Raw genomic sequence first — 19536 nt, 5'->3', positions numbered from 1 at the left:
GATTGAGCCCCTACCCCTCACAGATCCGTACGTGCGCAATTAACGCATACGGCTCTTCACATCAATCATTTACAACGTATGGTTTTTTTTCTTAGCCGTAGATATTGACATAGATGCGCGGCTTCGGCAGATTCCAGCGTTTGACGAGGTCATAGAATTTCTCTTTGCTGTAACTCTGCCGTTGGCTTCTACGGTTTAGCCATTTGAACATGGATTTCTGTACCAAGTATGCGTACGTTCTTATGCTCTTGAAGTTATCCGTTATTCCGTAGTAGCGGAAATGGCCTATTAATTTCGCACGAATCTTTGGTATAGTTAAGGTTAGTTCCTTATGTCTCGCTTGTTTCATCCATGCGTCAAACGCTTTTATTTTCTGCCTGAATTTCTTCTTGCTCGTTTTGCGTTTGACTCGAAAGCCCCCCGTTCGACTTTTCCCACAGTAATGGGTAAATCCCAGAAAGTCGAACGTGTCCGGCTTTCCCAGGCCGGCTTTCCTCCTTGCAGCCTCAGCGAAGCGGCCAAATCGTATAATCTTTGTTTTCTCTTCTGCCACTGTTAAATTGAATTTAGCCAAGCGCTTGAGCAGAGCATAATAAAATCGCTCGGCATCGTCTTTGAACTGAAACATGCACACGAAGTCATCTGCGAACCGCACCATTTCCGCTCGGCCCCTCAATTGCTTCTTCACGGCCGCATCGAACCATAGGTCCAGCACGTAATGCAGGTAAATATTCGCTAACAGCGGGGATACTGCAGAACCTTGAGGGGTTCCTTCTTCACTCGGTTCGAATACCCCGTTTTCCTGTATCCCTGCAATGAGCATTCTTCTCACAAGGCGGTGGATGTTTGGGTCCCCGATTCTTTTATCCAGAAATTTCATCAACCATTCATGGTTCACATGATTGAAGAAACCCGAGATATCCGCATCGACTACATACTCCATTTTCCCTCGTTCCATGTTGTATGTAACCCGTTTTAGCGCATCGTGCATGCTTCGCCCCGGCCGAAATCCGTAGGAATTTTCCAGAAAGTCCTGTTCATATATCGCCTCGAGCAGTCGTTTGAGTGCCATCTGCACCAGTTTGTCCTCGTAAGCGGGTATGCCAAGCGGCCTTCTGCTTTTCTCGTCCTTGGGGATATACGTCCTTCGTGCCGGCAGTGGCCGGTAGCTTTTCTTCTTCAGCCGGTCCACCAGATTCTTTACGTTGGCTTCCAATTCACGCTCGTACATCTCTTTCGTTATGCCATCTACTCCTGTAGCCTTCCCCGGTTTCATCTTCCTGTGGCAAGCTATAAGCGCTTCCTCATTGATGAGGTGTCCTATGGAAGTGAATCTTAGATTCGGGTCTGACTTGGCCATAGTTGCTATTCTTGCTAATTTGGTTTCCATATTGATTCTGCTGCCTCCGTTGTGCAGTATATGTTTCCTTAACAAGATCGATTGTTGTGTCGCCTGCCTTCCCTCTGCCAACATTACATCGGCTTCTTCGGTACTATGCGGCGATCCGACTCCCTGACTGCCGTTTGGCTTTCTTGCGTTTCATCGCTTGGCCGCCATACTCCCAAAGTCGTTCCTAAAGAGTACTTGTCTTCGGAAGAGCGTCAGGGTCTCCCAAGTTGCCGAGTGATTATTGGTATGCATGCCTGGCTCTTCGACCCCGGGGAAGCTCCGTCTAAACTCACCTTTTTTTTCGCTTAGCGGAGTATTGCCTTCCAGCTTTTTGACACTGTCGGCCTTCCCGATTTCTGCATTTCGTGGCTCAATCACTTTCAGGCCTACATCCTATCTGTCTACGCTTAAACGAACCTGTTACCATGTTCGCTCCAAGACTCGTTATTGGTGGCGTGGTTAGTGCCTTTCCAAGCAGGGTTCACACCTGCTACCTCACTCGACCTATGCTTGGTCGCTCCAAAAGTGCAGGTTTCTCAACGGAATTCATTATCGAAAAAGGCAAGCCTGCAAATATGCATCAATTTCATCCCCTTTCAGCTTGTAGCACCGATTTAAGGGATAAAGGATGCAGATTTGCAGGAGTTTCACCAAATCCCGCTTCGAATGGAACGAAATACTGCACCTGAGCAGCTTTTTGTCTATGACACGCCGAAAACATCAAAAAAGACGCACCCGAAGGTGCGCCTTTGGTGGGCAGCGTTACCCGACGTCGACCAGACGGCCGGTAAATTGGCTGTTGTACAGATCCGCATAGAAGCCGCCCTGCTGCAGCAGTTCCTCATGCGTCCCCTGCTCAATCACGGAGCCCTGATTCATGACGAGAATCAGATCGGCATCCCGGATCGTAGACAAGCGGTGGGCAATAACGAAGCTGGTGCGGTTCTTCATCAGCTCCTGCATCGCCTTCTGGATATACAGCTCCGTCCGCGTATCGACGCTGCTCGTCGCCTCGTCCAGAATCAGAATCGCCGGATCGGCAAGAATGGCGCGGGCAATCGTCAGCAGCTGCTTCTGGCCCTGCGAAATATTCGATGCTTCCTCGTTCAGCACCGTATCATAGCCATCCGGCAGCGTGCGGATAAAGTGATCCGCATGCGCGGCCTGGGCCGCCTGCACGATCTCTTCTTCCGTCGCGCCCAGCCGTCCGTAAGCGATATTGTCGCGGATGGTGCCGTTGAACAGCCATGTATCCTGCAGCACCATGCCGAAGAGACTGCGCAAATTCCCCCGCTCCATGGCGGTAATATTGACGCCATCGATCGTGATCGCTCCGTCGTTAATCTCATAGAAGCGCATCAGCAGGTTGATCAGCGTCGTCTTCCCGGCCCCGGTCGGCCCGACGATGGCGACCTTCTGTCCCGGCTTGACGTCGATGTTCATATCCTCGATCAGGACCGCATCCTCCTTGTAGCCGAAGCGAACGTGATCGAAGCGGACTTGGCCCGCCGGATGAGCGATCGTCTTCGCCGGAGCCGCCTCCGGCATTTCCTCGGCTTCATCGAGCACTTCAAATACCCGTTCCGCCGACGCGACGGTAGATTGAATGATATTGGCAATATTGGCGGTCTGCGCAATCGGCTGGGTGAACTGGCGCGCATATTGGATGAACGCCTGAATGTCGCCAATCTGGATGGTGCGCTGGGTAACGAGCACGCCCCCGACCACGCAAATAAGCACATAGCCGATGTTGCCGATGAAGTTCATCAGCGGCATGATCATCCCGGAGATGAATTGCGCCCGGAAGCCGGACTCATACAGCTTTTCATTGATGCCGTCGAACGCGGCCACCGATTTTTCCTCATGACCGAAGGCTTTGATGATTTTGTGGCCGGTGTACATTTCCTCGACATGGCCGTTCAATTCCCCGAGGGACGTCTGCTGACCCTTGAAATGCTTCTGCGACCGCTTCGCGATCACGATCGTCACGACGAAGCTGAGCGGCAGCGTCAGCAGGCAGATCAGGGTCATGAGCGGGCTGATGGTCAGCATCATCACCACGACGCCGACCAAGGTCACGATCGAGGTGATCAACTGCGTCAAGCTCTGCTGCAGCGTGCTGCTGATGTTATCGACATCATTGGTCACCCGGCTTAAAATCTCGCCATGCGTCCGGGCGTCGAAATATTTCAGCGGCAGCCGGCTCAGCTTGTCATTGACCTGTTTGCGCATCTCGTACACAATATTTTGCGCCACGCCGGCCATCAAATATTGCTGAAAATAGCTGAACAGCGCGCTGACGACATACAATCCGATTAAGACAAGCAATATATCCCCAATATAAGCAAAGTCAATGGCGGTTCTCCCCATCAAGCTCTCGAACAGCGAGGTGGTCGCCTTCCCCATAATCTTAGGGCCCAGGATCGTGAAGACGGTACTGAGGATAGCCATCGCCACGACCGCGATTAATTGATATTTCCGCGGCTTCAAATAGCCGACGAGCCGCTTGAGCGTACCCTTGAAATCCTTCGCCTTTTCCATGGGCATCCCCATCGGCGGCCCGCCCATCGGGCCGCGGTGTCCGCCCGCTTTTGGCCGATTATCTCTGCTCATGCGATCTCCTCCTCTGACAGCTGGGAGGATACTATCTCACGGTACACCGGACACGTCTCCATCAATTCGCGATGCGTGCCTATTCCCGCGATCCGTCCTTCATCCAGCACAATGATTCGATCGGCATCCATGACGGTGCTGACCCGTTGGGCGACCAGCAGAACGGCCGCATCCCGGGTCTCCGGCCGAAGCGCCGCGCGCAGCTTCGCATCGGTCTTGAAATCAAGCGCCGAGAAGCTGTCGTCGAATATATAAATTTCCGGCCGCCGTACCAAGGCCCGCGCAATCGACAGGCGCTGCTTCTGCCCGCCGGATACGTTCGAACCGCCCTGCGCTATCGGAGAATCGAAGCCCTCCGGCATATTGGAGATGAAGTCCGTCGCCTGGGCGATATCGGCCGCATGCTTCACCTCTTCGTCGGTCGCGTCCTCCTTGCCGTACCGGATATTGTCCGCCACCGTACCGGTGAACAGCACGGCCTTCTGCGGCACGAGTCCAATCTTCTCCCGAAGCTCCTCCTGCTTCCACTCCCGGACGTCAACGCCATTCACCCGGATACTGCCGCTGTCGATATCATAGAAGCGCGGTATCAAGCTGATTAGCGTCGACTTGCCGGCCCCGGTTCCGCCAATAATCGCGGTCATCTCTCCCGGACCGGTCTCGAACGAGATATTCGAGAGGGCCGGCATCTCTGCCCCCGGATAGCTGAAGGTGACATTGTCGAATTGAATATGGCCCCGTCTGCCGGACGCCCGCTTCGGTTCCGAAGGATCGTGGATCTCCGGCTCCATGCCGAGCACCTCGTTAATCCGGACCGCAGACGCGGACGCTCTTGGAATCATCACAAAAATAATGGAAACCATAATGACAGAAAACATGATTTGCATCGCATATTGAATAAAGGCCATTAAAGAGCCTACCTGCATGCTGCCGTTGTCGATGCGGATGCTTCCGAACCAGATGATCGCAATCGTCGAGAAATTCAGAGTGATCATCATGATCGGCATCATCGACGACATAATGCGGTTCACCTTCAAGGCCGTGCCGGTCAAGTCGGCATTCGCGTCGTTGAACCGCGTCTTCTCATGGTTGATCCGGTTGAAGGAACGAATGACCCGGATTCCGGTCAGATTTTCGCGCAGGACAAGGTTCAGCTTGTCCAGCTTTTTCTGCATCGCCTTGAAAAGCGGAATCCCTTTGCCGGCTACGGCAAAAATGGCCAAGGCCAGCACCGGAATGACGACCGCCAGCACGAGCGTCAGCTTCGCATCCTTCGACACCGCCATAATAATGCCGCCGATACACATCATCGGCGCGCTGATCATCATCCGGAGGATCATGACCAGCACCTGCTGAACCTGGGTAATATCATTGGTCGTCCGGGTAATCAGAGAAGCCGTCCCGATCTTGTCGAACTCCTGCAGCGAGAAGTTCTCCACATGGGTGAACAGGCGCCGCCGCAGATTGCGGCCGAAGCCGGACGCCACCTTCGCGGACAGGTAGCTGCCCGCGATAGCGCATAACGTTCCGCCTGCGGCGACCAGGAGCATCCACCCGCCCATTTTCCAAATATAAGCCGTATCTCCGTTCACAATGCCGATATCGACGATATCCGACATCAGCGTCGGCAGATACAGCTCGGCCAGCGACTGGAAGAAGACCAGCCCCAGCACGAAGGCCACCGGAAGCCGGAACGGCTTCAGGAAGCGGAATAATTTCATCATTCATGATCATCTCCACTCGTGCGCTTCTCTATCTCCCTCCAAGGAATTGGAGGATTGTCTTGAAAATACGTGTACACTTTGGTGAGCAGTTCGGCCAGCTTCTCGCTGTCCTCCTCACCCAGGCGCTCAATCAGCCCGTGGAAATATTCCGTCATGACGGCTTTCGCTTTTTTCGTTACCGCGATGCCTTTGTCGGTCAGCGCAATCCGTATGACCCGCCGATCCTCGGGATCGGCGTTCCGGGTGACAAGCCCCTTGCTCTCCATGCCCTTGATTAATTGCGTAATCGTCGGTGAAGTGACATGCAGCATGTTGCTGATCTCGGACACCATCAGCCCTTGCTTCTCCCGCTTCATCGTACGCATGAGAACCATCATGACATGCAGCTCGCTCGGCTTATGTCCTTCAATCGAACGGCGATGCCATTCCGCCTTGTTGAAGAGCTTGAAGGCCCTCATCAGCCGCTCGGTTGTCGTTCCCTCCTCATGCATCTCGTTTACCCCCTCGTTGCCTAAAATTTAAATTAGTTAGGCAACCTATTTATTTGGTAACCTAATTATATTTTCGGACCTTACCGATGTCAAATCCCAAAAAAAGGAGCTGCCCCTCTTTATAGGAAAAGAGGAACAGCCTACTTTTTGAGTCCTTCCAGTTGTATCTTGACTGATTGCGCGCCGGTGAGCTCTTCTTCCAGCACGGTGTACCAGACCGCCCCATCTGACGATCGAATGACCGGCGCCATCTTGATATCCATGACCTCCTCTTGTTCGTGGCGGGGAATGCGAATTTCCACATTGACGACATCCGGATCAGTAACGAGGCCGTAGAGTACGACCAGGTCAGTGCTGCCGAGCGGGAGGCGAGAATATTTATAGCTTATCGATTCGGGAGGATCGGGGTGGGGGAAGTCGTTGCGCACCCACCCGTTTATTTTCAACCCGCTTGATTGTAAAAAGGCGATGTTCATCTCTTTCAGATTCAAATCATGAAAAACGATAATGCCGATGTCTCCTGGCATGGTCTCCTGATGCAGCAGCTCGGCATCAAACCCCTGATGCCTCAACCATTCTTCGGCCGACTCTGCTTCAGAACGAAAGAGTAAGGCTGCCGTCAAACCTATAATTAAGAGCGCACCCAGACCAACCCATCTTTTCATTGCAATCCGCTCCTGACCGCCCGGAAGGCATCCTAATTCCTACTGACACTGTGCAGCCCATCTGCAAAAACAACCGGGTTACATCGACGACAAACGGCGCTCGATATAGGAATCGAACGCGGTCTTGATGACCGCCACCACGGGCACCGCGATGAACATGCCGATGAGCCCGAAGAAGCCGCCCCCGATAATAATCGCGAATATAATCCACAGCGGGCCGATGCCCACCTTGTTACCGATAACCTTCGGGCCGATATAATAGCCGTCCAACTGCTGGATAATGAAAATAAAGAGCACATTCCACAGCGCCTGCATCGGGGACACGAGCAGCCCCAAAAAGACGATCGAGCCGATAATCATCGCATCCAAAATAACCCCGACAAAATATTGGGAGAAGGTCGTGTCAATCCGTTTCACGAACTCGACCACCGATGCAGCCCGTCCCTGTCCCAACAGGGCAACCAGAATCTTTTGCGCGCCGCGGCCGATCACTTCCTTGTCCTTCAGCAGATAAATCGAGACGATGAAGCCGATGACGAGATTCAGCAGCGTCGTCGTTATCGACAGCAGGCCGGACAACAAATTGTTCAGGATGAGCCGAACGAACTCGCTGATCTGGATGGAAGCGGACGAGAGGAACTCCCCCAGTTTGGCGTCGATTCCCGATTTGGCGAACCATTCCTGCTCCAGCACATGGCCGCGCATCCACTGCTCCGTCCCCGCGATATACTGGGGCAGGCCGGCGAGCAGCGTGCTGACGCTGTCAATAATTCTCGGGGTGATGACCGTGATTCCGATAAAGATGAGTCCGAGGAACAGCGTATAGACGATAAGAATGCTGTACAGCCTGCGCAGCCTCTGCCGGGAGAACAGCTTCGCCTCCAGCGCGTTGACCAGCGGCCGGAGCAAATAAGCGATAAAAAACGCAATGAAAAAAGGCGTCATCAAGGACATCAGCGTGGAGAAAAAATGCAGGACGCCCCCAATATTGTCCACCAGTTTGTAGAGCAGCAGCCCCGCGGTGAACAGGCCCAAATAGTATAATGTTTTGCGATCCCTGAACATCGTTCCCTCCTGAACTTCTTCGTGGTGTAGGTTGCCGCATGTTCCGGGCGGCACGCCGGCATAGCCATTCAGGAGGACTTTTTGCCCTTCTCTTTGTCTTTATCCTTGTCCTTCGCCATGCGCTTTTCCAGATCGTCAATCAGTTTCTCGGCCAGACGCTTATACGTATTTGCCTGATGTATGAAGGTCAATACGGCGAGCAGCGTGAAGGCCTGGCTCTCCCCGGCCGCTGCCACCGCTTCGGTCTGGGCCGCGACGGCTTGCTCCAGTTGAGGAGCCTGCTCCTCCTTCAGGCGGAGGAACCGCTCGTACACCTTCCATCCGTCCACATCCTCCCGATGAAGCGTGGCCTGGAACAGCGTCTTGATGTCGCCGATCGACAACGACTGCTTCAAATGATAGATCAGGGCCATTTGAATGATATGCTCGGGAGAATATTTCTTATTTTTCGCCGGAAGCAGCAGCTTGTCCTTGGTGTAATTATTGATCATCGTCTTCGTCAGCAGCTTGTCCTCGGGATGCCGCTTCGTCGGCTCCAGCACGCTTTCGAACAATGTAATGACCTGATCCATATACAGATCGAGCTTCGGGATTTCCGCCGGCTCGATATCGGGCATCGCCGCGATGCCCCGGTACAGGGCTTCGATATGCTCCTTCAAGGTTGCGTCTTCCATATCTTCCTCTCCTTCTTGCTGGGGGCGCAACTCAAACGATGCTGTCCCATTCATTTCTTCATACTACCATATGCCAAAGACAAGAGGCTACAATGCAAAAAACTCTTCTATTTACTTCTTCAAATCACATGTTATAATTCATATATACCATCATGTAGTTTTTATTACTACATATCAACTTTCGTAAACACATACGATGCGCGGGCACGCGCCTATCATAAATAAGACGGGATATTCGGATACGAATTCACGGGAGGTTCGATTGGAGATGGAAAAGCCATGCAATATCGTTCTGTACGGCGACTCGATTGCGAAGGGGATCGTGTACGATGAAGAGAAGGGCAGATATGCCAAGCTGGCCGACAGCTTCGGGCAGCTCGTTCAACGCCGCCTGAACGGGATCGTGACGAACGCGGGACGATTCGGCTGCCTCGTTACGAAGGGAGCCGAGAAGCTGAAGCAGGATGTCCTGAGCCGGCGCCCGGATATCGTGCTGCTGGAATTCGGGGGCAATGATTGCGACTTCGATTGGGACAAAATCGCCCGCCAGCCCGGGGAGCTTCATGAGCCGAACACCGATCTGGAGCGCTACACGCAGACGTTGAAGGACATGATCCGCACCTTGAAGGACCATGGGATCGTTCCGGTGCTGATGTCCCTGCCGCCGCTGGATGCGGATCGGTATTTCCGGTGGATCAGCAAGAACGACGACTCCGCCGCCGCGAATATCTTATCCTGGCTGGGCAGCGTCAGCCGGATTTATTGGTGGCATGAACGCTACAATGCCGCCATCATCCGGGTCGCCGAGGAGATGAATACGCGCTGGATCGATGTTCGAGGCGCGTTCCTGCGGGCATTCGATTACCGGAATTATCTGTGCGCCGACGGGATACACCCGAACGAGCAGGGCCACCAGGTGATCGCCCAGGAGCTGATGAGCTATTTGGAGAGCCGTTACCGTCATTTGTTGAAATGAAATGTATTGCTTACCACGGAAAACAAGCCGGAGGACGTCTATTCAGACGATCACCCGGCTTGCTTGACTTACTCGATATTTGCCTCTTCCGCGCCGGGAAGCCGGTAATTCATCCACTCCTGCGGCAGCATCTGCCGATAGGGCGGCTGCAGGAACCGGTCGTCGATTAGCACGAGCGTTCCGGTGTCGTGCTCCGAACGGATCAGCCTGCCTCCGGCCTGAAGCACCTTGTTCATCCCGGGATAGACATAGGCATAGTTGTACCCGTTTTTCCCCGTGCGGTTAACGTAGTCGCGAATAATGTTCCGCTCCAGGCCAAGCTGCGGCAGGCCGACGCCGACGACGATGACGCCCGTCAGCCGCTCTCCCTGCAGGTCTACCCCCTCCGAGAAGACGCCGCCAAGCACGGCGAACCCGACCAGCGTGCCTGTCCGATCCGGCTGGAAAGCATCCAGGAACCGCTCCCGCTCCTCTTCTGTCATCCCCGCCTCCTGCACCAGCGTATCGACCGGGCTGCCTTCCGCGATGAAGGCTTCGTATACCTCCTGCAAGTACGGATACGAGGGGAAGAACACTAAATAATTGCCGCTCCGCTCCTCCACTACGCCTCGAATCGCCTGCACGAGCGGGACCTTCGTCCGTTCCCGCTCCCGGTACCGGGTCGAGAGCGGGTGCAGCCGCACATCCCACTGCTCTTGGGCGAATGGAGAAGGCAGGGAGAGCGTGTAGTCCTCCTCCCGATTGCCCCCCAGCAGGTCCATATAATAGGACATCGGCGTCAAGGTCGCGGAGAAGCGGATAATCGAGCGGTACCGCTTCCCCGCCTGAGCGAGCAGGAAGGACGGATCGAGACAGAACAGCTTCAGCCGGACCTCATTCCGCCCGACTTCGGCGTACGTCGTGAACCGCTCATCGTAGAGCTTCGCGATGCGGACGAAGGCTGACGCCGCGAAATACGCGTCGAGCAGCATCGCGTGGGCGGGCGTTCCCCCGCCGCTCAGCAGCACCGGTTCGGCTTGGGCGACGAATCCGTCCAACAGCGCAAGCAGATCTTCAGGCAGCTCCATGTCCGTCAGGCCGCCCTGATCCGCACACCGCTTCCGCAGGGCGATGAAATAGGCATTCACCGCCTGGGCCGCGTCGTGAATCGCGCGGTTCACTTCCTTGAACTCGCGCTTCAACTGCAGGAACGCAGACTTGACCAGTTCGGCCGAATACATATCCCGCGCCCGGTCGACCAGATTATGCGCCTCATCGATCAGGAGCGCCGTCTCCTTCTTCTGTTCTTCCGCCCACCGCTTCATCGAGACGCGCGGATCGAACACATAATTATAATCGCAAATGACCGCATCGGCCGCATAGGCAAGATCAAGCGAGAATTCAAACGGGCATACCCGGTGCTTGCGGGCGTACCGCTCAATGACCGGGCGGGTCATCTGCGTCTCATGGGTCAAAATATCCATAATCGCCCCGTTAATCCGGTCATAATAGCCGTCGGCATATTCGCAATAATCCGGCTGGCAGCGGGTCTCCTCCTGGAAGCAGATCTTATCCTTGGCGGTCAACGTAACCGATTGCATGATGAGGCCCTTCGACGCCATCCGCGCGCAAGCATCCTCGGCAGCCGCGCGCGTCGTCGTCTTGGCCGTAATATAGAGAATCCGCCGGATCAGCCCTTCCCCCATTGCCTTTACCGCAGGGTACAAGGTCGACATCGTCTTGCCGATGCCGGTCGGCGCCATCGCGAACAGGCCGCTGCCCTGCGCGATCGACGTATATACGGCTCCGGCCAGCTTCCGCTGCCCTGCCCGGTATGCGTCGAAGGGGAACGGCAGCTCCCGGATGCTCTCCTGCCGCCGCTGCTCGTGATCCCGCCGCATCGCCGCATAAGGCGCATACTGTCCGATAACGTCCAGCACGAAGGCCTCCAGCTCGGCGAAGGTCAGCACCCGCTTGAACCGCTTGGCCTCTTCCGTGCGAACATGGACATAGGTGAGCTGCACCGCCATCCGATCGCGGCCATGCTCTTTCGCGTACATATAGGCGTAACAGCAGGCCTGCGCCCAATGCACGGGATACGAATCCTCCATAATCAGACTGATGTCCCCCGATGTCGACTTGATCTCGTCTATCGTCTCCTCGCCGGACCGGAGCAGGCCGTCACAGCGGCCGTCGATCCGGAAGCACAGATCGCCGTACCGGATATCGGCCTGCAAATACACTTCCTTTTGGTCCGCCTCTCCATAGCTTTCCTGAACCCGTTGATGGGCCTTCGTCCCATCCGTCATCGAGCTTGCGGCCCGAAAGCCGCTGTCGATGCTGCCGCTCAGGAACACATGCTCCACCAGCGAACGCACGGATAATTGTATCGTATACGTCATCGCATTCTCCCGATTCCTGTCATTGCCTGAATCTGTAACTCATTATACCGATTATACCGCAATTCAGGCCAAAGTGCCGGGTGCACAGCGTTCACGGCCTCAACGCAAATTCCTCAAGCTCCCCGCAGCGGCCTGCAGCAAGGCCGTCTGAATCCTGCCGCCTGGAGCTAACCGCCTGGTGCCAGCCGTTCTGCAGCAAATTCGTCTTCAGCAGCAGAACCGAGGGAGCTCATTTCCTTCCCGGGCCTGCTGCTTCCAGCCCGCGCACATACGTATGAAGCATCCGCTTCAAGCTCTCGTCCCGCTCCAGCTCCATGCGGAAGCCCTGCTTCATCTCCAGCGTGGCGAAGCCATGCAACAGGCTGCGCAAACCGCGCACGACATGGAAGGCGTCGGCCTGCTCGTAGTTGTATTCGCCAAGCACATCAAGCAGCAGCTCCAATATCGAGTCGGATGCGGCTTGAATATCCGGGTCGTTAAAATCCGGCGGCGACATCGTCGCTTCGTACACTCCCGGATGCTGGCGGACGAAGTTGACATAAGCGAACCCGATCGCGTCGATGGCTGCCTCGCCCGACTTCCCGACCGCCGCGCGCGCCAGCGACTCTCTTAGCTGCAGCAGGCCGTAGTGCGCCAGCCCGGTGCGAAGCCCCGGGAGCCCCCGGACATGGTTGTACAGCGAGGGCGACTTGATGCCGAGCCGCTCCGCAACCGCGGCCAGCGTCACCTGGCTGAGGCCGTCCGCATCCGCAATTTCTGCGGCGGTGTGCACAATTAACGATCGATCAATGGATTTCCTTGGCATGATGCTGATTCCTCCATACATGTTCTGCTTCCTGAATCGCCTTATCGATTGCTGCCGCCGGATGCGGCAGCATCGGCCCATGGCCGGCCGCCAGCAGAGTCGGCTCCAGCGCGCGCAGCTTGCGCGCGCTCGCGATAGATTCCCCCAGGTTCCAGGTAGCGAACGCCGGGAACGGGAACCGCAGCTTCATTTTGCCGGACACGGCCACGCCGCCCTGCGTCTGGAAGGCATCTCCGGCGATAAGAGCCCGGCTGCGCGTGTCGAGGAAGGCCATCAGCCCCGGCGTATGTCCCGGCGCGGCCACGGCAAGCAAGGAGCCGATGCGATCGCCGTCGCGCAGCAGCCGATCCGGCACCGTCTTGACCGAGGTCGGCACCCCGCCGCGAATCGGCATCCCGGGCTCCCCCGGCTCCAGCGAGCGGTCGCCACGCAGCAGCTTGGCATCCCGCTGCGAAATCGAGACCTCCGCTTGCGGCAAGGCCGCCTTCAACGCATCCAGCGAACCGACATGATCGTCATGGGCATGCGTCAACACGATGCGGGTAATCGGCTTGCCCAGCTTCGCGGCCGTGCTCAGGATGCCCTTGAGACTGAGGGGCAGCCCGGCATCGATCAAGGCAAGCTCCTTCTCTTCTTCGACCAGATAGACATTCACGGGGAACAGTCCCGGGAACCACGTTAATTGATAGATATGCTCATGGCGGGTTACGCGCATGGCAATCACCTCCGATTGCTTAACTAATTATATTAGTATAATAACTAATGTTATTAGTTTGTGCAATCATTTATTTTTCCTGCTCACACATTTTGAGCAGAATGCCATCCCCGGGGAGTGACATAAGAGCGCCATTGCAGACATAAGACAGTGGGATCATACAGGCCGGGCAACAAAAAAACACCCTTAACGGGTGTTTTTTTGGCGTTATGAACCTACATGGCATCCCCTGTTCGACGCCGCCAGGTTGCTCTGCTCTATCCCAGTTGCTCAGGTTCGCCCGAAGGTTCGATTCGTCCAGAAGCTTGATCGGTCCACTTGGTTGAAAATCCTGCACAGCTGCATCAATTTACCCCAGATAGTCCCTTATTTAGTCATATTCCTGCAAAAATACATCTTTTCATTCTACTTTGTCTCCTTTTCAGGCGATAAGGGCGAAAATTCCTGCACTTTTGCAGCATTCCGATCACGACATAGGCGCCGAGACACAAATACTGCATTTTTACAGCATTGCTGCAGCGTTTCCGAACCGATCGATGCAACTCTTGGCATACTCGGGGGCAGCCGCGACCCCCGGACAAGTCCGCCGCTTCCCCCTACTCCCTTCGTTTCCCTGGGTCACTGGATCTTCCTGGGTTCCCCTGAGTTTCGCGGGATTCCCCCCGGTTTCCTGCCTGTCCCCATCTGTCCTGTTATTGCTCCCCTGCCGCTTCCACTTGCGGAACGACCGCTTCATGCAGATAGCGGTCCAGCTCTGCGGCACCGCTCGCCTTTTTTTCCCGCGTCCAGCCCAGGTGAGCGGCCATCCACTCGATGGCCGGCTCCTTCCATTGCCGGACCCAGTCGATATTGAAGAACAAGGCGCCGGTTCTTCGAATGAAGAAATCTGCCGGCTTGAGCGCCATCTCTTCCTCCACCGCATATGCGAGCGGAACGAGGACATCGAGCGGAAGGCCGCCGGATGCGGCTTCGTCGCGATACCGCTCCGCGAGCGCGAAGAGGCGGTCCGCATTGGAGCCGTACATGCGAGCCCACCGCCGGGCCAGCGCGGCATCCAGACCGCGGCGGACGCCCTCCTCCATCTTCGCCTCCACGAATCCCGGGAAGGCGGAGGAGCCGCCGACATGGCCGCCGGAGATCGGCATCTGCTTCGTCTTGACCGGCACGAACGGGCGGCCGTCTTCCTTGGCCATCCGCTGCATGACGCGATCGACGACCGTCTCCGCCATCTTGCGGTATCCGGTCAGCTTGCCGCCGGCAATCGTGATCAAGCCGGAAGGCGACTGCCAGATTTCATCCCGGCGCGAGATCTCGGACGCGCTCTTTCCTTCTTCATAGATGAGCGGTCTGACCCCGGCCCAGCTCGACTCGATATCGTCGGCGGTCAGCCGCACCGACGGGAACATGAACGCGATAGCGTCCATAATATAATCGCGGTCGTCCTTCGTCATGACAGGATGGGCGGGGTCGCCCTTGTAGAACGTGTCGGTGGTGCCGACATACGTTTTGCCGTCACGCGGAATCGCGAATACCATACGCCCGTCGGGCGTATCGAAATAGATCGCTTGCTTGAGCGGGAACTTCGCCTGATCGATGACGAGATGCACTCCTTTGGACAATTGGAGATGCTTGCCCGTCTTGGAATGATCCCGATCGCGAAGCTCATCCACCCATGGGCCCGCCGCATTAATAATCGTCTTGGCATAGAACTGATACTCCTGGCCGTCCTCCCGATCCACGACGCGCACGCCGCGCAGCTTCCCGTCCTGGTAGAGGAAGGAGTCGGCCTTCATATAATTAAGCGCCATTGCGCCGTGACGTACCGCTTCCTTCATTACCTCGATCGTCAAGCGCGCGTCATCCGTCCGGTACTCTACGTAATAACCGCCGCCCAGCAAGCCTTCCCGCTTTAACAGCGGTTCACGCTCTATCGTCTCCTGCCCGGACAGCATGCGCCGGCGCTCGCTATGCTTGACCCCGGCAAGGAAGTCGTAGACGCGCAAGCCAATGCCGGTGCTGAACTTGCCGAAGGTCCCGCCGCGGTGAATCGGCAGCAGCATCCATTCCGGAGTCGTCACATGCGGTCCGTTCTCATAGACGATGGCCCGTTCCTTGCCGACCTCGGCAACCGTGCTTACATCGAACTGCTTCAAGTACCGGAGCCCGCCATGCACCAGCTTCGTTGAACGGCTCGATGTCCCCGCCGCGAAATCCTGCATTTCGAACAAGGCCGTCGTCAGTCCGCGGGTCGCCGCATCGAGCGCAATGCCCGCTCCGGTGATGCCGCCGCCGATGACGATGACGTCCAGCGGCGTCCGGCCCATAGCATCCGCGATCTGTTTGCGATGTGCAGAAGAAAATGTTGCAGTTGTCATAGGTGAACCTCCTCGCTGCAGTAATTGAAATAGTGGTTGTCTCGCCGATAGAAAAAACTGCAACAACACCACAGCCACAGACTGTAGTGCGATTGCAGTTCCCCCGTTCTCCAACTGATTGATATTATTAACTTGTGCACAATGATTCCGATATGAACGATATAGCCGATTTCCCCGGCGCATATCCATAAATTCTGCGAATTTGCGATGATCGCCGTGATATCCCCGGTATCCCTGATATGTCCGGGTCTTTGGTATCCCCGCTACACCCGGCTTTATTTGAATGCTTTGGTCGCCGCAATGGCCTTCTTCCAGCCTGCATACAGCGCTTCCCGCCGCTCCTCCGGCAGCGCCGGCTGGAAGTCGCGCTCGACGCTCCAGAGCGAGTCGATCTCCTCCCGGCTCTCCCAATATCCGACCGCAAGCCCTGCGAGATAAGCGGCTCCCAGCGCGGTCGTCTCGCTGACTTGCGGGCGTTCCACCGGCACGCCGAGCATATCGCTCTGGAACTGCATCAGGAAATTATTTTGCACCGCTCCCCCGTCCACGCGCAGCGTCGTCAATTCAATCGAAGAATCCGCCTCCATCGCCTGAAGCACATCCAGCGTCTGATAAGCGAGAGACTCCAGCGTCGCCCGAATCAGATGCTCCTTCGACGTGCCGCGCGTCAAGCCGAAGATAGCGCCCTTCACTTCGCTGTCCCAATATGGCGTCCCCAGCCCGACGAAGGCCGGCACGACGTATACGCCATCGGTCGAGTCGACGCGGCTTGCATATTGCTCGCTGTCGGCGGCATCTTTGAACATGCGCAGGCCATCGCGCAGCCATTGGATCGCCGAACCGGCCACGAATACGCTGCCTTCGAGCGCATATTCCAACTTGCCGCCGATTCCCCATGCAATCGTCGTCAGCAATCCATGAGAGGATTGAACAGCTTGCTCGCCCGTATTCATAAGCATGAAGCACCCGGTTCCATATGTGTTTTTGGCCATGCCGGGCTTGAAGCAAGCTTGCCCGAACAGGGCCGCCTGCTGGTCTCCGGCGATGCCGGCAATCGGAACCCGCTCGCCGAAGAAATGATAGTCGGCCGTCTGGCCGTAGATCTCGGAGGAGGAGCGCACCTCAGGCAGCATCTGCTTCGGAATGTCCAGAATTTCCAGCAGCTCGTCGTCCCATTTCAGCTCATGGATGTTGTACATCAGCGTGCGGGACGCGTTACTGTAATCCGTCACATGCGCTTCCCCGTCGGTCAGCTTCCAGATCAGCCAGGTATCGATCGTGCCGAACAGGAGCTCCCCGCGTTCCGCTCTCTCCCGGGCGCCCGGGACATGATCAAGAATCCACTTCACCTTCGTGCCGGAAAAATAAGAATCGATCAGCAGCCCGGTCTTCGATCGGAACAGCTCACTATGTCCCGCCGCCTGAAGTTCGTCGCAGATCGCTTTCGTCTGCCGCGATTGCCATACAATCGCATTATAGATAGGTCGGCCAGACTCCTTATCCCAGACGACGGCCGTCTCGCGCTGATTCGTAATGCCGATGCCGGCGATCTGGCTCGGCTTCACGCCCGATTCAATCAGACAAGTTGCAATAACGGCGAGCACGGTCCCCCAGATCTCCTGCGCATTATGCTCTACCCACCCCGGTTCAGGGAAAATTTGCGTAAACTCCTTTTTGGCCATATGAATGATTGCGCCTGATTTATTGAATAAAATCGCCCTGGAGCTGGTCGTCCCCTGATCAATCGATAAAATATACTTCTCCATCACCGATTCCTCCATTTCATATAATGAACTGCGCTGAAGCCTATAATCTCGCCTCGGTCGATACTTTGCCGCCTCGCCGGGAAGTGATCAAGGCGATGACCGCGATGACAAGGACGATGCCGGATACGACCCAGATGAGGGTGTCCGCTTGCCCGAGGAACACCGTTTTGTAGAAGAGCCCGCCCAATGCGCCCCCAATCATCGGGCCTGCGACAGGGACCCAGGCATAAGCCCAATTGGAGCCGCCCTTGCCCGGAATCGGAAGCAGCATATGCATAATTCGGGGGCCGAGATCGCGCGCGGGATTGATCGCGTATCCGGTCGTTCCGCCCAGCGACAAGCCGATGCTCACGATAAGAAATCCGACAATGAACGGACCGAGCCCGGCGGTAAGCTCATTGGCGCCAATCGCCAAAATGACGAGAACGAGAATAAACGTCCCGATAATCTCGCTCATCAGATTTCCGAAAAGATGCGGCGCCGCCGGCCCTGTCGCGAATACGCCCAGCTTGGCGGCTGCGTCCTCCGTCAGCTTCCAATGCGGCAAATAATGCAAATACACGAGGGCCGCTCCCGCCATGGCGCCGAGAAGCTGTGCCGCGATATAGGCGGGCACATCCGCCCAAGGGAATTTGCCGATCAGCGCCATCCCTACCGTAAGCGCCGGATTCAGATGCGCCCCGCTGATCGGACCGACCGCATAGGCCGCCATCGCGACGGCCAGGCCCCAGCCCATCGCGATCACGATCCAGCCCGAATTGGCCGCATAGGACCGTTTCAAGGCTACGCCCGCACATACACCTCCTCCAAGCGCGATCAAAATCATCGTCCCAATCAGTTCCCCCCAAAATGCCGACATACCAAGTCCCCCTTCATTTCTAGTCAATGAAAAGCATTATTCGACGGGAACGCAAAAAAGACCTACCTATCCATCCGCGCGACAACTCTCCAAGTCGAGAGCGATCAGCGCGTCTGCAAGTAGATCTCCATGTCTCCGCAACATCATTAACTTAGTTCACAGTTTATTCTATTTTGGAAACGGTGTCAAATGATTTTTATCATTTCCCGAACCTATTTTTTCGGAACGGCACCGCCGATCAAGAAAAGGCGAACGCGGAATTCACGCCTTCGTTCGTCGGTCTATATTTCGGAGCGGGCTTGGGCCGGTTAATTCGGATACCGGGAAATTCATCTGCGAAGGCTTGCTTCGCTGTACTACATTATCCGTGCAGCCCCCTGCTCAATTCGTCGGCAATCAGAGCCACGCCCGCTTCGATCCGTTCCTCCGCCACTTTGGAAACATTCAATTTCATGATTTTCTCGGGGTAGCAGCTCTCCAGATAATGCTCCTTCATGTCCCCCACAAACACATGCCGCTGCCGAAGCCTCATTATATCCACTTATTTTCCAGTTTATCCGAGAATCTGTGGATGACCCGGATATATGTTGTGAGTGTATCAGGCACAGGTGTGACACCATAAAGAGGAAAGGAGCCGTTCTCTAGTTGGATGGATTTTATATATCTATATAAGTTGAACTAAAGAATATCCACTACTATATCAGACTCCATCCGCACACAGAGACGGTCGATGATTGCTTGAGGTTCTTTCATCACAGCATTCATGAAAGAGCAGACATTCTTCCGTATCTCAGCTACAGTGTGGTAGAAGACGTTATTCACGACATCCGCTTTGAGCCACTTCCAGAGTCCTTCCACAATATTCAGTTGCGGACTGTACGGCGGAAGAAAGACAAAGGTCAGTCGCTTGTTTTCTTTCAGAAACGGCTCGAGTAGCTTGGCGTGATGGATTCTGGCATTATCCAGAATCATGGTAATGGTTCCTGAAGGGTATGCTTCAAGTACTTTGTTCAAGAATTTGAGAAACGTTTCTGCTG

Annotated in this window: 16 protein-coding genes; 1 reads left to right on the top strand and 15 read right to left on the bottom strand. The window is 55.7% G+C overall.

Annotation, left to right across the window (positions count from 1 at the left end):
* Positions 1-91: 91 nt before the first annotated feature.
* From ltrA to ABD76_RS22590, 7 genes are all read right to left on the bottom strand, one after another.
* A complete protein-coding gene (gene ltrA / locus ABD76_RS22620) occupies positions 92-1390 on the bottom strand; it encodes a group II intron reverse transcriptase/maturase (protein ID WP_197253427.1) in 1299 nt (432 codons plus the stop codon).
* A 762-nt stretch (positions 1391-2152) separates the two neighbouring features.
* Positions 2153-4003, bottom strand: a complete 1851-nt coding sequence (locus tag ABD76_RS22615; protein ID WP_197259322.1) for an ABC transporter ATP-binding protein — start codon at positions 4001-4003, stop codon at positions 2153-2155.
* On the bottom strand, positions 4000-5727 hold the full coding sequence (locus tag ABD76_RS22610) for an ABC transporter ATP-binding protein (protein ID WP_197259321.1): 1728 nt from the start codon (positions 5725-5727) through the stop codon (positions 4000-4002). Before ABD76_RS22610 ends, ABD76_RS22615 begins: the two co-directional genes overlap by 4 nt.
* The gene (locus tag ABD76_RS22605; RefSeq protein ID WP_197259320.1) at positions 5724-6218 is read right to left on the bottom strand and encodes a MarR family winged helix-turn-helix transcriptional regulator; all 495 of its coding nucleotides are present in this window, start codon (positions 6216-6218) and stop codon (positions 5724-5726) included. Before ABD76_RS22605 ends, ABD76_RS22610 begins: the two co-directional genes overlap by 4 nt.
* A gap of 140 nt (positions 6219-6358) precedes the next feature.
* The gene (locus tag ABD76_RS22600) at positions 6359-6883 is read right to left on the bottom strand and encodes a hypothetical protein (RefSeq protein ID WP_197259319.1); all 525 of its coding nucleotides are present in this window, start codon (positions 6881-6883) and stop codon (positions 6359-6361) included.
* A 78-nt stretch (positions 6884-6961) separates the two neighbouring features.
* A complete protein-coding gene (locus ABD76_RS22595) occupies positions 6962-7948 on the bottom strand; it encodes an AI-2E family transporter (protein WP_197259318.1) in 987 nt (328 codons plus the stop codon).
* A gap of 68 nt (positions 7949-8016) precedes the next feature.
* Positions 8017-8622, bottom strand: coding sequence for a DUF1836 domain-containing protein (locus tag ABD76_RS22590; protein WP_197259317.1), 606 nt, complete (start codon positions 8620-8622; stop codon positions 8017-8019).
* A 268-nt stretch (positions 8623-8890) separates the two neighbouring features.
* Here ABD76_RS22590 and ABD76_RS22585 point away from each other — a divergent pair, with 268 nt between their 5' ends.
* Positions 8891-9598, top strand: a complete 708-nt coding sequence (locus tag ABD76_RS22585) for an SGNH/GDSL hydrolase family protein (RefSeq protein WP_197259316.1) — start codon at positions 8891-8893, stop codon at positions 9596-9598.
* Between the two features lie 68 nt (positions 9599-9666).
* On the opposite strand, the gene ABD76_RS22580 is transcribed toward ABD76_RS22585, so the two are convergent.
* The 8 genes from ABD76_RS22580 to ABD76_RS22545 form a co-directional block, all read right to left on the bottom strand.
* Positions 9667-11979: an ATP-dependent DNA helicase gene (locus ABD76_RS22580; RefSeq protein WP_197259315.1), complete on the bottom strand. Its 2313-nt coding sequence runs from the start codon at positions 11977-11979 to the stop codon at positions 9667-9669.
* Between the two features lie 229 nt (positions 11980-12208).
* Positions 12209-12784: a TetR/AcrR family transcriptional regulator gene (locus ABD76_RS22575; RefSeq protein ID WP_197259314.1), complete on the bottom strand. Its 576-nt coding sequence runs from the start codon at positions 12782-12784 to the stop codon at positions 12209-12211.
* Complete coding sequence (locus tag ABD76_RS22570; RefSeq protein WP_197259313.1) at positions 12765-13499, bottom strand: MBL fold metallo-hydrolase; 735 nt, start codon at positions 13497-13499, stop codon at positions 12765-12767. The genes ABD76_RS22575 and ABD76_RS22570 overlap by 20 nt, the downstream gene beginning before the upstream one ends.
* Positions 13500-14191: 692 nt before the next feature.
* Positions 14192-15874: a glycerol-3-phosphate dehydrogenase/oxidase gene (locus ABD76_RS22565; protein WP_197259312.1), complete on the bottom strand. Its 1683-nt coding sequence runs from the start codon at positions 15872-15874 to the stop codon at positions 14192-14194.
* A gap of 275 nt (positions 15875-16149) precedes the next feature.
* Entirely contained in the window at positions 16150-17640 is a 1491-nt protein-coding gene (gene glpK, locus ABD76_RS22560) for a glycerol kinase GlpK (RefSeq protein ID WP_197259311.1), read from the bottom strand.
* A 40-nt stretch (positions 17641-17680) separates the two neighbouring features.
* The gene (locus ABD76_RS22555) at positions 17681-18499 is read right to left on the bottom strand and encodes an MIP/aquaporin family protein (protein ID WP_197259310.1); all 819 of its coding nucleotides are present in this window, start codon (positions 18497-18499) and stop codon (positions 17681-17683) included.
* Between the two features lie 361 nt (positions 18500-18860).
* On the bottom strand, positions 18861-19031 hold the full coding sequence (locus ABD76_RS22550) for a hypothetical protein (protein WP_197259309.1): 171 nt from the start codon (positions 19029-19031) through the stop codon (positions 18861-18863).
* Positions 19032-19177: 146 nt separating this feature from the next.
* Positions 19178-19536 (bottom strand): IS630 family transposase (locus ABD76_RS22545; RefSeq protein WP_197257801.1); only part of this gene is annotated, 359 nt, incomplete at its 5' end.

It is taken from the genome of Paenibacillus dendritiformis, from assembly GCF_015845845.1.
GTDB classification, from domain to species: domain Bacteria; phylum Bacillota; class Bacilli; order Paenibacillales; family Paenibacillaceae; genus Paenibacillus_B; species Paenibacillus_B dendritiformis_C.
This window is presented reverse-complemented; position numbering and strand designations above follow the sequence as displayed.

Excerpts from the sequence above, each read along its gene's own strand:
- ABD76_RS22615 (WP_197259322.1), bottom strand. The coding sequence starts at position 4,003 with ATGAGCAGAGATAATCGGCCAAAAGCGGGCGGACACCGCGGCCCGATG.
- ltrA (WP_197253427.1), bottom strand. The coding sequence starts at position 1,390 with ATGGAAACCAAATTAGCAAGAATAGCAACTATGGCCAAGTCAGACCCG.
- ABD76_RS22580 (WP_197259315.1), bottom strand. The coding sequence starts at position 11,979 with ATGACGTATACGATACAATTATCCGTGCGTTCGCTGGTGGAGCATGTG.
- ABD76_RS22585 (WP_197259316.1), top strand. The coding sequence starts at position 8,891 with ATGGAAAAGCCATGCAATATCGTTCTGTACGGCGACTCGATTGCGAAG.
- ABD76_RS22600 (WP_197259319.1), bottom strand. The coding sequence starts at position 6,883 with ATGAAAAGATGGGTTGGTCTGGGTGCGCTCTTAATTATAGGTTTGACG.
- ABD76_RS22570 (WP_197259313.1), bottom strand. The coding sequence starts at position 13,499 with ATGCGCGTAACCCGCCATGAGCATATCTATCAATTAACGTGGTTCCCG.
- ABD76_RS22610 (WP_197259321.1), bottom strand. The coding sequence starts at position 5,727 with ATGATGAAATTATTCCGCTTCCTGAAGCCGTTCCGGCTTCCGGTGGCC.
- ABD76_RS22575 (WP_197259314.1), bottom strand. The coding sequence starts at position 12,784 with ATGCCAAGGAAATCCATTGATCGATCGTTAATTGTGCACACCGCCGCA.
- ABD76_RS22565 (WP_197259312.1), bottom strand. The coding sequence starts at position 15,874 with ATGACAACTGCAACATTTTCTTCTGCACATCGCAAACAGATCGCGGAT.
- glpK (WP_197259311.1), bottom strand. The coding sequence starts at position 17,640 with ATGGAGAAGTATATTTTATCGATTGATCAGGGGACGACCAGCTCCAGG.
- ABD76_RS22590 (WP_197259317.1), bottom strand. The coding sequence starts at position 8,622 with ATGGAAGACGCAACCTTGAAGGAGCATATCGAAGCCCTGTACCGGGGC.
- ABD76_RS22550 (WP_197259309.1), bottom strand. The coding sequence starts at position 19,031 with ATGAGGCTTCGGCAGCGGCATGTGTTTGTGGGGGACATGAAGGAGCAT.
- ABD76_RS22605 (WP_197259320.1), bottom strand. The coding sequence starts at position 6,218 with ATGCATGAGGAGGGAACGACAACCGAGCGGCTGATGAGGGCCTTCAAG.
- ABD76_RS22555 (WP_197259310.1), bottom strand. The coding sequence starts at position 18,499 with ATGTCGGCATTTTGGGGGGAACTGATTGGGACGATGATTTTGATCGCG.
- ABD76_RS22595 (WP_197259318.1), bottom strand. The coding sequence starts at position 7,948 with ATGTTCAGGGATCGCAAAACATTATACTATTTGGGCCTGTTCACCGCG.